The following is a 13,831-nucleotide window of genomic DNA, read 5'->3' on the forward strand; positions in this document are numbered from 1 at the left end:
CGCGAGCTTTCGTGCTGACCGCGCGCAACCGCTCGCGAATGAATTCGCTCCCACATCCCGCCAGGCGTCCTCAGGCCTTGCGCGCGCCCCAGCCGTCGCTGCGCGGCTCGGCGTCCTGCAGGCTGAAGCCATAGCGCCGGCAGCCGGGGCTGTACAGGCGCAGGTAGTGGCCAAACACCCGCCACAGGTAGATCGAGCCGAACAGGCGGTAACCGAGGCGGAAGCAGGACTTCAGCGACTCGACGTTGGTCGACTCCACGTACGAGATCAGCCCCTTCTTGCCCTGCTCCTGGTACTGCTGCAGGGCCAGGTTCATGCCGATGGCGTGCAGGCGCTGGCCGCGATAGTCCGGCTTGGTCAGTCCCTTGTACATGTACACGTAGTTCGCATCGAAGCTGAGCAGCAGCTGCGGAGGATCAACGCGCGTCGGCTGGCGTGAATACCAGCCGTAGGCGGCCAGCTTCTCGCCTTCGAGAATGGCGTAGCAGCGGTCACCCTTGGCCAGCGCCTCGTTGAGGAAGCTGGCATCCAGTGCATTCTCCGGGTCGCGGGCCAGCTGCCAGAGCCGGGATTCATCGAGAAAACCGGGTGTCAGGTGGGGTGGGCACTCCAGGAAGGCCGGGTCGACCTTCACCAGCAGGATGCCGCGCATGATCTTGAACAGGCTGATCCGGTCTAGCAGGCGCACCAGCATTAAGTGAGCCGTCTGGCCCGGCCCCAGCTTTTCCAATTTGCGGCGAAAGCGGCCGAGCAGATGGCGGGGAGAGGGACGTTCCATGTGAAGCCTCGCTAGCAAGGGGGGATATGTGAAGTTGACTTCACAACAGCCGTTCCGTTCCTGGGCAGGCGGCCGGCGCTATCCCCGGAAACCCTAGCTCGGCTTCGCGGAAAGACAATTTTCTAGCGTGGCCGATACGCGCAATAACCGGGGCGCGGGCCGATCTGCGGGTGGTTGCGGCAGGTATCCGGGCGCTTGTCGTACACCGTGCAGCGGCGGCTCTTGCGGTCCAGGTACAGGCAGTCGCCATTGGACATCTGCTGCAAGGTGAACAGCTCGCGCTTCTGGTTGAAGTGCTGGATCACCCCTTCCTTCATCAGGCGCTTGGCCAGCTGCCGGGGCGGCTCGCCGGCGTCGAACTCATCCAGCACGCCGAGTCGGATCAGGTCCGCCACGCGCACTTCCGCCGGCAGGGTGCAGCAGACGGCCTGGCAGCTGTCGCACAGCCCCTTGTGGTATTTGGCCCAGGTTTCCAGGCGGTCGAGTTCGGCGGCGGCGATCAGGGTGGGTTTCATGGGGATGTACAGCGAGAGGCCCGCAGCGGGGCGGAGAGGGCGCGGATTTTAAAGGGCGCCGGCAGGCGCGGAACAGTATTTTTTGTGGCCAAAACGAAACAGCCCCGCAGGGCGGGGCTGTTTCGTTAAAGCGGCAAGGCTCAGTTGACCTTGGCGTTCAGCTCGCCCTTGGCATAGCGCTGGAACATGCCTTCCAGGGAGATCGGCTTGATCTTGGAGGCGTTGCCGGCGGTGCCGAAGGCTTCGTAGCGGGCGATGCAGATGTCGCGCATGGCGGTGACGGTCGCGGCGAAGAACTTGCGCGGATCGAACTCGCTCGGCTGCTGGGCCATCATGCGGCGCATGGCGCCGGTGGACGCCAGGCGCAGGTCGGTGTCGATGTTCACCTTGCGCACGCCGTACTTGATGCCTTCGACGATTTCCTCGACCGGCACGCCGTAGGTTTCCTTGATGTCGCCGCCGAACTCGTTGATCACCTTCAGCCATTCCTGCGGCACGCTGGAGGAGCCGTGCATCACCAGGTGGGTGTTGGGGATGCGCTTGTGGATTTCCTTGATGCGCTCGATGGCCAGGATGTCGCCGGTCGGCGGCTTGGTGAACTTGTAAGCGCCGTGGCTGGTGCCGATGGCGATGGCCAGGGCATCCACCTGGGTGGCCTTGACGAACTGCGCGGCTTCTTCCGGATCGGTGAGCATCTGGCTGTGGTCGAGGATGCCCTCGGCGCCGATGCCGTCTTCCTCGCCGGCCGAGCCGGTTTCCAGGCTGCCCAGGCAACCCAGCTCGCCTTCCACGGACACGCCGCAGGCGTGGGCGAAGGCGACGGTCTGCTGGGTCACGCGCACGTTGTAGTCGTAGTCGGCCGGGGTCTTGCCGTCTTCCTTCAGCGAGCCGTCCATCATCACCGAGGAAAAGCCCAGCTGGATGGAGCGCTGGCAGACGTCAGGGCTGGTGCCGTGGTCCTGGTGCATGCACACCGGGATATGCGGGAATTCTTCGATCGCGGCGAGGATCAGGTGGCGCAGGAAGGGCGCGCCGGCGTACTTGCGGGCACCGGCCGAGGCCTGGACGATCACCGGGGAGTCGGTCTTGTCGGCCGCTTCCATGATGGCGCGCATCTGTTCGAGGTTGTTGACGTTGAATGCCGGCACGCCGTAGCCGTATTCGGCGGCGTGGTCCAGCAGTTGACGCATGCTGATAAGGGCCATCGGTGTAGCTCCCAGATGTAGGGGGTTTTATTCGGGGCCAGCCTGCCGCAGGGGCAGGCCGGGTTCAAGTTTTCAGGCCGAGGCGCGCTCTTCCAGCACGGCGACCGCCGGCAGCACCTTGCCTTCCACGAATTCCAGGAAGGCGCCGCCGCCGGTGGAGATGTAGCCGATCTGCTCGGCCACGCCGTACTTGTCGATGGCCGCCAGGGTGTCGCCGCCGCCGGCGATGGAGAACGCCGGGCTGGCGGCGATGGCCTGGGCCAGCACCTGGGTGCCATTGCCGAACTGGTCGAACTCGAACACGCCGACCGGGCCGTTCCACAGGATGGTCTGCGAGGCCTTGAGCATCTCGGCGAACAGGCGCGCGGTCTGCGGGCCGATGTCGAGGATCATGTCGTCGTCGGCCACGTCGGCCACTGCCTTGACGGTGGCTTCGGCGTCTTCGGCGAAGGCCTTGGCCACCACCACGTCCACCGGCAGCGGCACGGAGACCTTGGCGGCGATGGCCTTGGCGGTGTCGACCAGGTCGGCCTCGTACAGCGACTTGCCGACCTTGTAGCCGGCCGCGGCCAGGAAGGTGTTGGCGATGCCGCCGCCGACGATCAGCGAATCGCAGGTCTGGCTCAGCGAGTTCAGCACGTCCAGCTTGGTGGACACCTTGGAGCCGGCGACGATGGCGACCATCGGACGGGCCGGCTTGTCCAGCGCCTTGCCCAGGGCTTCCAGCTCGGCGGCCAGCAGCGGGCCGGCGCAGGCGACCTTGGCGAACTTGGCTACGCCGTGGGTCGAGCCCTCGGCGCGGTGCGCGGTGCCGAAGGCGTCCATCACGAACACATCGCACAGCGCGGCGTACTTCTGCGCCAGCTCATCGGCGTTCTTCTTTTCGCCCTTGTTGAAGCGCACGTTCTCGAACAGCACGATCTGGCCGGGCTGCACGTCCACGCCGTCCAGGTAGTCCTTGACCAGCGGTACCTCGCGACCGAGCGCCTTGCTCAGGTAGGCGGCCACCGGCGCCAGGCTGTTCTCGGCGCTGAACTCGCCCTCGGTGGGACGGCCCAGGTGCGAGCAGACCATCAGTGCCGCGCCTTTCTCCAGGGCCAGCTTGATGGTCGGCAGGGAAGCCACGATGCGGGCGTCGCTGGTGACCACACCGTCCTTCACGGGGACGTTGAGGTCCTCGCGGATCAGCACGCGCTTCCCGGCGAGATCGAGGTCGGTCATCTTCAAAACGGTCATGGATCAGTCCTTGGGCTGTGGGCGGTGAGCGACGCGCAGAACATGTTCCGCCACGTCGAGCATCCGGTTGGCAAAGCCCCACTCGTTGTCGAACCAGGCCAGCAGGTTGACCAGGCGCGGGCCGGACACGCGGGTCTGGCTGCCATCGACGATGGCCGAGTGGGGATCGTGGTTGAAGTCGCAGCTGGCGTGCGGCAGTTCAGTGTAGGCCAGCAGGTTTTTCAGCGGCCCCGCCGTGGCGGCATCGCGCAGAATGCGGTTGACCTCGGCGGCGCTGGTGTCGCGGCGGGTCTGCAGGGTGATGTCCAGGCAGGAGACGTTCACCGTCGGCACGCGGATCGCCTTGGCCTGCACCCGTCCGCTCAGCTCCGGCAGCAGGCGCTCGATGCCGCGCGCCAGGCCGGTGGACACCGGGATCATCGACTGGAACGCCGAGCGGGTGCGGCGCAGGTCGGTGTGGTGGTAGGCGTCGATCACCGGCTGGTCGTTCATCGCCGAGTGCAGGGTGGTGATCGATATCTGCTCCAGGCCGATGGCCTCGTGCAGCAGCTTGAGCAGTGGCACGCCGCAGTTGGTGGTGCAGGAAGCGTTGGAGAGCAGGCGCTCGTCGCCGCGCAGGCTCTGGTGATTGATGCCGTAGACCAGCGTGGCGTCGATATCCGCTTCGCTGTTCATCGGCTGGGAGAACAGCACGCGGGGCACACCGGCAGCCAGGAAACGCTGGCCCTCGGCGCGGGTGTGGTAGACGCCGGAGCATTCCAGCACCAGGTCGATGCCATGGGCGGCCCAGTCGACGGCTTCCGGGGTACTTTCGCGCAGCACGGGCAGGCGTTGGCCGCCGAGCAGCAGGGCGTCGCCGTCCAGGCCGACCTCGCCGGGAAAGCGGCCATGGGTGGAGTCGAAACGGGTCAGGTACTCGATGCTGGCCAGGTCGGCCGGATCGTTGATCAGCGCGATCCGCAGGCTACCCGCGTTGCGCTCGTACAAGGCGCGCAGCACGCAACGGCCGATGCGGCCGTAACCGTTGAGCGCGATGTTGTAGGGGCGGTTGGGCATGGCGGCTCTGTTTGGGGGAGGCAATGGGTGGAAAACCGCGTTGCGGGTTTTCCACCCTACACCGGGCAGGGGTGAAGGGCCGCAGCCATCCACCCCGTGCGGCATCAGTCTTCCAGCAGTTCTTCGGCGGTGGCCACGAGGTTGTCGACGGTGAAGCCGAACTCCTCGAACAGCTGGGCGGCCGGGGCCGATTCGCCGTAGGTGGTCATGCCGATGATGCGGCCTTCCAGGCCGACGTACTTGTACCAGAAGTCCGCATGGGCGGCCTCGATGGCGATGCGCGCGCCGACTTCCACCGGCAGCACGCGCTGCTTGTAGCCGGCGTCCTGGGCGTCGAACACGCTGGTGCAGGGCATGGAGACCACGCGCACCTTGCGGCCCTGGAGGGTCAGCTTTTCGGCTGCCTGCATGGCCAGGCCGACTTCCGAGCCGGTGGCGATCAGGATCAGTTCCGGCTCGCCGGCGCAGTCCTTGAGGATGTAGCCGCCGCGGGCGATGGCCGCCTCGGTTTCCGAGTCGCGCAGCTGGTGCGGCAGGTTCTGGCGGCTGAAGATCAGCGCGCTCGGGCCGTCCTTGCGCTCGATGGCGTGCTTCCAGGCCACGGCGGATTCCACCGCATCGGCCGGACGCCAGGTGTCCAGGTTCGGGGTGCTGCGCAGGCTGGTCAGCTGCTCGACCGGCTGGTGGGTCGGGCCGTCCTCGCCCAGGCCGATGGAGTCGTGGGTGAACACGTACAGCACGCGCTGCTTCATCAGGGCGGACATGCGCACCGCGTTACGGGCGTATTCCATGAACATCAGGAAGGTGGCGCCGTAGGGGATGAAGCCGCCGTGCAGGGCCACGCCGTTCATCATGGCGCTCATGCCGAACTCGCGCACACCGTAGTGCACGTAGTTGCCGGACAGGTCGGTGTGGGTCAGCGACTGGCAACCCTTCCACAGGGTCAGGTTGGAACCGGCCAGGTCGGCGGAGCCGCCGAGCAGTTCCGGCAGCAGCGGGCCGTAGGCGTTCAGCGCGTTCTGGCTGGCCTTGCGGCTGGCGATGGTTTCGCCCTTGCTGGCCACGTCGCGGATGTAGGCCGAGGCTTTCTCGGCGAAGTCGGCGGGCAGCTCACCGGCCATGCGGCGCTTGAACTCGGCGGCCAGTTCCGGGAACTCGGCGGCGTAGGCGGCGAAGCGCTGGTTCCACTCGTTCTCGCGGCTGGCGCCGGCGGCCTTGGCGTCCCATTCGGCATAGATGTCGGCGGGAATCTCGAACGGACCGTGATTCCAGCCCAGCGCGGCGCGGGTCAGGGCGATCTCGTCGTTGCCCAGCGGCGCGCCATGGCACTCTTCCTTGCCCTGCTTGTTGGGCGAGCCGAAGCCGATGGTGGTCTTGCAGCAGATCAGGGTCGGCTGCTCGTTGCTCTTGCGCGCGGTCTCGATGGCCTGCTTGATCTCGTCGGCGTCATGGCCGTCGACGTTGCGGATCACCTGCCAGCCGTAGGCTTCGAAGCGCTTCGGGGTGTCGTCGGTGAACCAGCCTTCCACTTCGCCGTCGATGGAGATGCCGTTGTCGTCGTAGAAAGCGATCAGCTTGCCCAGGCCCAGGGTGCCGGCCAGCGAGCAGACTTCATGGCTGATGCCTTCCATCATGCAGCCGTCGCCGAGGAACACGTAGGTGTGGTGGTCGACGATGCTGTGGCCAGGGCGGTTGAACTGCGCGGCCAGCACCTTCTCGGCCAGCGCGAAGCCGACACCGTTGGCGATGCCCTGACCCAGCGGGCCGGTGGTGGTCTCCACGCCGGCGGTGTAGCCGAACTCCGGGTGGCCCGGAGTCTTGCTGTGCAGCTGGCGGAAGTTCTTCAGGTCGTCGATGGACAGGTCGTAGCCGGTCAGGTGCAGCAGCGAATAGATCAGCATCGAGCCGTGGCCGTTGGACAGCACGAAGCGGTCGCGGTCGGCCCACAGCGGGTTGCTCGGGTTGTGCTTCAGGTAATCGCGCCACAGGACTTCGGCGATGTCCGCCATGCCCATCGGGGCACCCGGGTGGCCGCTGTTGGCTTTCTGCACGGCATCCATGCTGAGGGCACGAATGGCATTGGCTCGCTCACGACGGCTGGGCATCGCTGAATTCTCCTGCGGGGGGTAGTGCGGTTAAAAAGGCCGCCATTTTCCCCCAGCGCGAGAGGCGGGGCAACGACTGAAATGCCGGGGCGGATAAACGTTTCCTTGCGGTTCGCGGCTATTCGAGAAAATCCAGGTGCGCTTCTGGCGGACCCGGCGCGCGCTCCGCCAGGAAGGCCCGCAACGCCTCGAGTGCGCGGTGGTTCGCGCGCTGTTGCGGCCACACCAGATAATAGGCATCACCCGTGCGCACCGCCGTCGGCAGGGGAATGCTCAGGGCGCCCCGCTGCAAGTCGGCATTCACCAGCGCCAGATCGGCAATCGACACACCGTGCCCCTGTGCGGCGGCCGACATGCCCAGTTCCAGGCTGTCGAAGCGCGTGCCGGTGCGCCAGTCCACGGTCTCTTCCAGGCCCAGGCGCTGCAGCCAGCGGCGCCAGTCGCGACCGTCCCGGGAGGGATGGAGCAGGGGAGCGCAAGCGAGTGCGTCGGTTGTCCAGCTGCGGCTGGCCTGCACGGCCGGGGAGCACACCGGGACCAGCCATTCATCAAACAGCTTCTGATAGCCCCAACCTTCGGCAAAGCGTCCGTCCGCCAGCAGCACGGCGCAATCGAAGGGCTCGCCCTGGAAGTCCACCGCGTCCGGGTCCATCCACACGCTGGTCAGTTGCACGCGCTGATCGGGATGCTCGGCATGGAAACCTTCCAGCGCCGGCAGCAGCCAGCGCAGGGTAATGGTCGTGGGCGCCTTCAGGCGCAATGCGCCGCCCTGCTGGCGGACGGCGCTGCACGCCTGCTCCATGCGGCGGAAGCTGCGGCTCAGCTCCTGGGCCAGCTGGGTGCCCGCGTCGGTCAGGCGCAGTTTCGGGCCGCGCCGTTCGAACAGTTGGCAGCCCAGCGCCTGCTCCAGTCCTTTGACATGGCGGCTGACGGCGCTCTGCGTCAGGCACAACACCTCGGCGGCCTGGGTGAACGAATCGCAGCGGGCGGCGACTTCAAAGGCGCGCAGGGCGTACAGGGGTGGCAGTCGGCCAGGCATGCGCAAGTCCATGAGTTTGAGTCATAGAAATGGGGCGTCTTATCCGTTTTGGCCCCTTGGGTTGCCTGCGGATAATTCACGGCCTTTCAGCGTTTCGCAACGCCTTCGACGGCCGGGAACAATCATGAGTGCAACGTATCTGACTTTTGCCGGGGCCGTGACCCTGCTGATCGCCTCCCCCGGTCCCGTGGTTGCGCTGGTGATCGCGGATGCCCGTCGGGGCGGGCTGTGGTGGACCCTGCTTGGCGGCGTGCTGTCGGCGCAGGTGCTGATGGTTGGCGCCCTGGTGATGATCGCCATGGCGCTGCAAGTCCACCCCGGGGTGCTGAGCTGGGGACAGGTGCTGGGTGGCGGCTATCTGCTGTGGCTGGGGCTCGACGCCTTGCGTGCGGCGCCGGAAAGTCCCGGAGAGTGCACGGACCAACCTGCGGTACGGCGCTTCTGGAAGGCCCTGGCGGTGGGTCTGTCCAACCCCAAGGACATCCTGTTCTTCCTGGCCTTCCTGCCCGGCTTCATTCGGGTCGGGGCGCCGTTCATGCAGCAGGCCCTGATCCTGCTGCTGATCTGGGTGGCCATCGATCTGGCCGTGCTGCTGAGCTACGGGTTGCTGTTTCAGCGCCTGGCGGGGCACCCGCAGGTGGATCGTTGGCTGCGGCAGTTGCCCGGTTATGTGCTGATCGGCTTCGGCGGGCTGGCGCTGAGTGTCGGGCTGCAGCGCCTGTAGGCGCCTGGAAAAAAAGGGTGTCGGTTGCCCGACACCCTTTTTGCAGAACTAGCGTCCCGAACAGTGGCCGCCGGAGGCGGCCTGGCCGCTGCCGAAGGCGAACGGTGGCGGCTCGACGCGCACGGTGGCGGTGGCGGCGGTATCGAGAATCACCAGACCCACGGCCACCAGCCAGAACAGCAGGGTGCAGGTCAGAAAGGCTTGCTTGCTCATGGAAAATCGCTCCGCTTACTGGGCCAGGCGCTTGCGCAGGCGCACGCCATAGATCGAGCCGATGAAGGCCAGGACGAACCACACCCAGCCGTGCAGGCTGGCCGAGGCGATGCCGCCCAGGTAGGCGCCGACGTTGCAACCGAAGGCCATGCGCGAGCTGTAGCCCAGCACCAGGCCGGCGATGGAGGCGATGATCAGGCGCTTGGTCGACGGCGAGCTGATGTTCGGCGTGCCGTTCCAGCGCGAGGCGGCCAGTGCGCCGTAGATCAGGCCGATGTTGGTCACCGAGGTAACGTCCGCCAGCAGCGGCTCGGCCAGGCGCAGCGCATGCGGATCGACGCCCCAGAAGGCATCGCCGACCGGACTCCAGCCGACCGCGCCGGCGATCTTCGCGCCCCACAGGCCGATGCCGTAGACGATGCCCCACGGCTGACCGGCAACCAGCAGGTGCAGCACGTACAGGCCGGCAAGCAGCAGCGCGCCCAGCCACCAGCGGCGCGCCCAGAGGGCCGGCGGGGTGGGGCAACTGACCGAAGCCGCGCCGCCCAACCAGGAAACGTTCAGGGCGGTGGAAACCGGTTCGCGCCTGGCCATCAGACCGGCGACCAGCGCCACCAGTGCACAACCCGCCACGGTGATCAGCACCGCCGTCGGCACGCCGAACTGCAGCAGATCCACCGCCGGCAGACCGCCGAGGGCGATCCATGTCGGCTGGTGCGAGGCACCGAGGAAGCTGCCGAGCATGAAGGTCGGCAGCACCGCGAAGGACAGCGGCGCGCCGGCGCCGGCCTTGTACAGGGTGCCCGAGCCGCAGCCATCGGTGATCTGCATGGCCAGGCCGAACAGGAAGGCGCCGAGGATCAGGCTGATGGTCAGCGGCGACACCGCGCCGACCAGCTCGCCGCCGCTGCCGGCGATCAGCGGCAGGGTCAGCGCGGCGGCCAGGCCGAGCAGCAGCATCTGCGCCCACAGGCCCTGCGGGTTGCGCGACTCGATGAAATCGCGCCAGCCGGTGGTGAAGCCGAAGCGCGCGCCTTGCAGCACGACACCGAAGCCGATGCCCAACAGCACCAGCAGACCCTGGCGCACGCCGGCGGCGTAGGCCACGGCCAGCGCGCCGGTCAGGCCGCCGAGAACGAATAACAGACGGGTGAAAGACAGCATGGGAAGGCTTCCGGGATTACTTGTTGATCGCGTGGGTCAGGTCCTGCAGCAGCGCACCGAAACGCGACGGCTGGTTTTTCATCGGCAGCTCGCTGCGGCTCCACTCCACCATCGACGCCGGGTACATGCGCGCCGCCTTGTTGCCGGCGATCTCGGAGATGACGAACCAGTTGGTGGCGGCCCAATGGCCGGTGTTGCAGAAGGACACGGTGTCGCCCCGGTCGGCGCCGGTCTGTTGCACCAGCGCCAGCAGCTCGGCGCGGGGCTTCAGGCGGAAACCGTCGGCGGCGAAGAACTGCGCGTTGTCGAAGGAGTCGGCGCCCGGCAGGGTGCCGTAGCGGGCGGCGGTGGCCGGCTTCACCTCGCCCTTGAAGAAGGGCGCGGGGCGGGCATCCAGCAGGCGCGGGGTGTCGTCGCTGCGGATGATCTGCGCCAGCTCCTCGCGGGTGACGATCTGGCGCTGGTCGTAGACGTAGGTGAAGTCGCTGGGCTCGACCTGGCGCGCTTCGGTGGCCAGCTCGCCGCCGGCGTCCTTCCAGGCGCGGGTGCCGCCGTCGACCACGGACAGCTTGGTGAGGCCGCCGACCTTCAGCGTCCAGTACACGCGGGCCGCCGCACCGAATTCGGTGTGGTTGCTGCCGCCGTGAATGACGATCACATGCTGGTCGGCGCGGATGCCGGCGCGTTGCACCACCTGGGTCAGGTGCTCGGCGGTCGGCAGCTTGCCGGGGTTGTCGGCCGGGCCGCGGTACTGGCCGTAGGGCGTGTTCACCGCGCCGGGGATATGGCCGGCGGCGAAATCCTTCGGTGCGCGGATATCCAGCAGACGCACGTTCGGCTGGCCAATCAGTGGTTTCAGTTGCTCCGCGCTGAGCAGCGCGGCGGGGTGTTCAAGCGCGAAGGCCAGCGGACCGCCCAACAGGCAGACGGCGGCCAGTAGCAGGGAAGCAAGGCGTGGGGTCATTTTCTATGGTCATCCTGGGTACGACAGGCGGGCTGGCGGCGGTCAGGCCGTCCGGGGGCGGAGGATACGGGTAAAACCGTTAGCAGCCAAAGGATCAACAAATTCTCACCTTATAACCACAATGCCAGCAGGCTATATCAAATGATTTTGATATTGGTCATTGCCGCTGAAAAGTTGACCGACTAGACTGCCGGCCTCATGAACCTGCCGCTTCCCGCCTCCGCGCCGCCCGCCAGCGACACCCTCGCCGCCCTGTGCAAGGCCGGCGGTGATCCGCTGCGGCTGAGCATCCTGCGCGCGCTGGCCAACGATTCGTTCGGCGTCCTGGAGCTGGCGCAGATCTTCGCCGTTGGCCAGTCGGGCATGAGCCACCACCTCAAGGTGCTAGCGCAGGCCGGTCTGGTGGCCACCCGTCGTGAAGGCAACGCCATCTTCTACCGCCGCGCGCTGGCGCAGGCCGGAGAACTGGGCGGCGCGCTGCAGAGCGCGTTGCTGGAAGAAGTGGACCGCCTCGAACTGCCTCTGGACGCACAGGCGCGCATCGCCCAGGTGCATGCCCGGCGCGCCGAGGCCAGCCGCGACTTCTTCGCGCGCATGGCCGGCAGCTTCCAGGCGCGCCAGGACCTGATCGCCAGCATCGGCCAGTACCGCGACAGCCTGCTGGCGCTGATCGACGCGCTGGGTTTCGCCGGCGACGCGAGCGCCATCGAAGTCGGCCCCGGCGACGGTGCCTTCCTGCCGGAACTGGCGCGGCGCTTCGCCCGGGTCACCGCGCTGGAAAACAGCCCGGAAATGCTCGAGCTGGCCCGCGAGCGCTGCCTGCGGGACGGCTTGGCTAATGTGGAACTGCGCCTGGCCGATGCCCTGGCATCGCCCCTGGTGCAGGCCGACTGCGTGGTGATGAACATGGTGCTGCACCACTTCGCCGCCCCGGCCGAGGCGCTGCGTGCGCTGGCCGGCCTGGTGAGGCCGGGCGGCAGTTTGCTGGTCAGCGAGTTGTGCAGCCACGACCAGAGCTGGGCCCGCGACGCCTGCGGGGATGTCTGGCTGGGGTTCGAACAGGAAGACCTGGCCCGTTGGGCCACCGCCGCCGGCCTGGCCTGCGGCGAAAGCGTGTACATAGGCTTGAAAAACGGCTTTCAGATTCAGCTGCGGCATTTCGCCCGGACGGATGCACGAAGCCCCTCACAGGAATGAACCGATGAGCGAATACTCGATTTTCACCTCCGAATCCGTCTCCGAAGGGCACCCGGACAAGATCGCCGACCAGATCTCCGATGCCGTGCTGGACGCCATCATCACCCAGGACAAGCACGCCCGCGTGGCCTGCGAAACCCTGGTAAAGACCGGCGTGGCCATCGTCGCCGGTGAAGTGACCACCAGCGCCTGGGTCGACCTGGAACAGATCGTCCGCGACGTGATCTGCGACATCGGCTACACCAGCTCCGAAGTCGGCTTCGACGGCGCCACCTGCGGCGTGATCAACATCATCGGCAAGCAGTCCGTGGACATCGCCCAGGGCGTCGACCGCGCCAAGCCGGAAGACCAGGGTGCCGGCGACCAGGGCCTGATGTTCGGCTATGCCAGCAACGACACCGACGTGCTGATGCCCGCGCCCATCGTGTTCAGCCACCGCCTGGTCGAGCGCCAGGCCGAAGCGCGCAAGTCCGGCCTGCTGCCGTGGCTGCGCCCGGACGCCAAGAGCCAGGTCACCTGCCGCTATGAGAACGGCAAGGTGGTCGGCATCGACGCGGTGGTGCTGTCCACCCAGCACAACCCGGAGATCAGCCAGGCCGACCTGAAGGAAGCGGTCATGGAGCTGATCGTCAAGCACACCCTGCCGGCCGAGCTGCTGCACAAGGACACCCAGTACCACATCAACCCGACCGGCAAGTTCGTCATCGGCGGCCCGGTGGGCGACTGCGGCCTGACCGGCCGCAAGATCATCGTCGACTCCTACGGCGGCATGGCCCGCCACGGCGGCGGCGCCTTCTCCGGCAAGGACCCGTCCAAGGTCGACCGCAGCGCCGCCTACGCCGGCCGCTACGTGGCCAAGAACATCGTCGCCGCCGGCCTGGCCGAGCGCTGCGAGATCCAGGTGTCCTACGCCATCGGCGTGGCCCAACCGACGTCCATCTCCCTGAATACCTTCGGCACCAACAAGGTCCCGGAAGCCACCATCGTCAACCTGGTGCGCGAAGTGTTCGACCTGCGTCCGTATGCCATCACCCGCATGCTCGACCTGCTGCACCCGATGTACCAGGCCACCGCGGCCTACGGCCACTTCGGCCGCACTCCGCAACAGAAGACCGTCGGCAACGACACCTTTACCACCTTCAGCTGGGAACAGACCGACAAGGCCGAAGCCCTGCGCGCGGCGGCGGGGCTGTAAGGCGTACTGCCTTACGCACTGTTAGTTCGGGATAAAGAAAACCCCGCTCGGCGCAGGCCGGGCGGGGTTTTTTGTTGGGCTTGGGAAAAGGGAAGGGAGGAAAGATGGGGTGGACAGGGTGATGGCGTAATAGTAGCGTCGGACTGAGTGTTATATGGAAGCCAAGCGAATACGCCTGGTTGTGGCTGGAAGGCTTTATCCGTATGAAATTAAAAAAGAATTTTTCGGAGGCTGCGGAGCGCCGAGGGGGGTTATATCGACCTCCATCGTTATCCGTTGGCATGGATTCCATCTAATCGCTGTTGCCCAGACAATATGACGCAATGTAGTAGTGGAACTGTAAATGGCAAGGAATCAGGGTGGCGGAAAGCCGAAAAAGCAGCTATTCCGCTGTATAGAGACTCGGGCGGGCATAGCGTAGCTATGAGCGACCCGAGTCT

General features: G+C 66.6%; 13 protein-coding genes. 3 read left to right on the forward strand and 10 right to left on the reverse strand.

Annotation, left to right across the window (positions count from 1 at the left end):
• Window positions 1-70: 70 nt before the first annotated feature.
• The 7 genes from VL129_RS12820 to VL129_RS12850 all read right to left on the reverse strand — a co-directional run bounded on the left by VL129_RS12820 (window position 71) and on the right by VL129_RS12850 (window position 7,934).
• On the reverse strand, window positions 71-778 hold the full coding sequence (locus VL129_RS12820; protein ID WP_325413274.1) for a GNAT family N-acetyltransferase: 708 nt from the start codon (window positions 776-778) through the stop codon (window positions 71-73).
• Between the two features lie 122 nt (window positions 779-900).
• Complete coding sequence (locus tag VL129_RS12825; protein WP_325413276.1) at window positions 901-1,293, reverse strand: YkgJ family cysteine cluster protein; 393 nt, start codon at window positions 1,291-1,293, stop codon at window positions 901-903.
• Window positions 1,294-1,433: 140 nt separating this feature from the next.
• Window positions 1,434-2,498 carry a class II fructose-bisphosphate aldolase gene (gene fba, locus VL129_RS12830; RefSeq protein WP_325413278.1) on the reverse strand — a complete coding sequence of 355 codons (1,065 nt, stop codon included), beginning with the start codon at window positions 2,496-2,498 and terminating at the stop codon, window positions 1,434-1,436.
• A 72-nt stretch (window positions 2,499-2,570) separates the two neighbouring features.
• Entirely contained in the window at window positions 2,571-3,734 is a 1,164-nt protein-coding gene (locus VL129_RS12835) for a phosphoglycerate kinase (RefSeq protein WP_325413280.1), read from the reverse strand.
• A 3-nt stretch (window positions 3,735-3,737) separates the two neighbouring features.
• The gene (locus tag VL129_RS12840) at window positions 3,738-4,790 is read right to left on the reverse strand and encodes a glyceraldehyde 3-phosphate dehydrogenase NAD-binding domain-containing protein (protein WP_325413282.1); all 1,053 of its coding nucleotides are present in this window, start codon (window positions 4,788-4,790) and stop codon (window positions 3,738-3,740) included.
• A 104-nt stretch (window positions 4,791-4,894) separates the two neighbouring features.
• Window positions 4,895-6,895 (reverse strand): transketolase, encoded by a 2,001-nt coding sequence (gene tkt / locus VL129_RS12845; protein ID WP_325413284.1) that lies wholly within the window; start codon window positions 6,893-6,895, stop codon window positions 4,895-4,897.
• A gap of 118 nt (window positions 6,896-7,013) precedes the next feature.
• Complete coding sequence (locus VL129_RS12850; RefSeq protein WP_325413286.1) at window positions 7,014-7,934, reverse strand: LysR substrate-binding domain-containing protein; 921 nt, start codon at window positions 7,932-7,934, stop codon at window positions 7,014-7,016.
• A gap of 124 nt (window positions 7,935-8,058) precedes the next feature.
• On the opposite strand from VL129_RS12850, the gene VL129_RS12855 reads away from it, so the two are divergent.
• Window positions 8,059-8,658, forward strand: coding sequence for a LysE family translocator (locus tag VL129_RS12855; protein WP_325413288.1), 600 nt, complete (start codon window positions 8,059-8,061; stop codon window positions 8,656-8,658).
• A gap of 48 nt (window positions 8,659-8,706) precedes the next feature.
• Here the strand turns inward: VL129_RS12855 and VL129_RS12860 are convergent, their stop codons facing one another.
• Genes VL129_RS12860 through VL129_RS12870 form a run of 3 tightly spaced genes read right to left on the reverse strand, consistent with a single transcriptional unit; the run spans window position 8,707 to window position 10,999 of the window.
• Complete coding sequence (locus VL129_RS12860) at window positions 8,707-8,871, reverse strand: hypothetical protein (RefSeq protein ID WP_325413290.1); 165 nt, start codon at window positions 8,869-8,871, stop codon at window positions 8,707-8,709.
• Between the two features lie 15 nt (window positions 8,872-8,886).
• Window positions 8,887-10,035, reverse strand: a complete 1,149-nt coding sequence (locus tag VL129_RS12865) for a YeeE/YedE thiosulfate transporter family protein (protein ID WP_325413292.1) — start codon at window positions 10,033-10,035, stop codon at window positions 8,887-8,889.
• 16 nt (window positions 10,036-10,051) lie between these two features.
• Window positions 10,052-10,999 carry a sulfurtransferase gene (locus tag VL129_RS12870; RefSeq protein WP_325413294.1) on the reverse strand — a complete coding sequence of 316 codons (948 nt, stop codon included), beginning with the start codon at window positions 10,997-10,999 and terminating at the stop codon, window positions 10,052-10,054.
• A gap of 198 nt (window positions 11,000-11,197) precedes the next feature.
• Between VL129_RS12870 and VL129_RS12875 the strand changes: the two genes are divergently transcribed.
• Both VL129_RS12875 and metK read left to right on the forward strand, forming a co-directional pair.
• Window positions 11,198-12,196, forward strand: coding sequence for an ArsR/SmtB family transcription factor (locus VL129_RS12875; protein ID WP_325413296.1), 999 nt, complete (start codon window positions 11,198-11,200; stop codon window positions 12,194-12,196).
• 4 nt (window positions 12,197-12,200) lie between these two features.
• Window positions 12,201-13,391: a methionine adenosyltransferase gene (metK, locus tag VL129_RS12880; protein WP_325413298.1), complete on the forward strand. Its 1,191-nt coding sequence runs from the start codon at window positions 12,201-12,203 to the stop codon at window positions 13,389-13,391.
• The last annotated feature ends 440 nt before the right edge of the window (window positions 13,392-13,831 follow it).

The sequence above is a fragment of the Pseudomonas sp. genome (genome assembly GCF_035497915.1).
Lineage (GTDB): Bacteria > Pseudomonadota > Gammaproteobacteria > Pseudomonadales > Pseudomonadaceae > Serpens.

What these genes read in the sequence shown, in the direction of transcription:
- VL129_RS12820 (WP_325413274.1), bottom strand. Translation starts at nt 778, where the DNA reads ATGGAACGTCCCTCTCCCCGCCATCTGCTCGGCCGCTTTCGCCGCAAA.
- VL129_RS12825 (WP_325413276.1), bottom strand. Translation starts at nt 1,293, where the DNA reads ATGAAACCCACCCTGATCGCCGCCGCCGAACTCGACCGCCTGGAAACC.
- fba (WP_325413278.1), bottom strand. Translation starts at nt 2,498, where the DNA reads ATGGCCCTTATCAGCATGCGTCAACTGCTGGACCACGCCGCCGAATAC.
- VL129_RS12835 (WP_325413280.1), bottom strand. Translation starts at nt 3,734, where the DNA reads ATGACCGTTTTGAAGATGACCGACCTCGATCTCGCCGGGAAGCGCGTG.
- VL129_RS12840 (WP_325413282.1), bottom strand. Translation starts at nt 4,790, where the DNA reads ATGCCCAACCGCCCCTACAACATCGCGCTCAACGGTTACGGCCGCATC.
- tkt (WP_325413284.1), bottom strand. Translation starts at nt 6,895, where the DNA reads ATGCCCAGCCGTCGTGAGCGAGCCAATGCCATTCGTGCCCTCAGCATG.
- VL129_RS12850 (WP_325413286.1), bottom strand. Translation starts at nt 7,934, where the DNA reads ATGCCTGGCCGACTGCCACCCCTGTACGCCCTGCGCGCCTTTGAAGTC.
- VL129_RS12855 (WP_325413288.1), top strand. Translation starts at nt 8,059, where the DNA reads ATGAGTGCAACGTATCTGACTTTTGCCGGGGCCGTGACCCTGCTGATC.
- VL129_RS12860 (WP_325413290.1), bottom strand. Translation starts at nt 8,871, where the DNA reads ATGAGCAAGCAAGCCTTTCTGACCTGCACCCTGCTGTTCTGGCTGGTG.
- VL129_RS12865 (WP_325413292.1), bottom strand. Translation starts at nt 10,035, where the DNA reads ATGCTGTCTTTCACCCGTCTGTTATTCGTTCTCGGCGGCCTGACCGGC.
- VL129_RS12870 (WP_325413294.1), bottom strand. Translation starts at nt 10,999, where the DNA reads ATGACCCCACGCCTTGCTTCCCTGCTACTGGCCGCCGTCTGCCTGTTG.
- VL129_RS12875 (WP_325413296.1), top strand. Translation starts at nt 11,198, where the DNA reads ATGAACCTGCCGCTTCCCGCCTCCGCGCCGCCCGCCAGCGACACCCTC.
- metK (WP_325413298.1), top strand. Translation starts at nt 12,201, where the DNA reads ATGAGCGAATACTCGATTTTCACCTCCGAATCCGTCTCCGAAGGGCAC.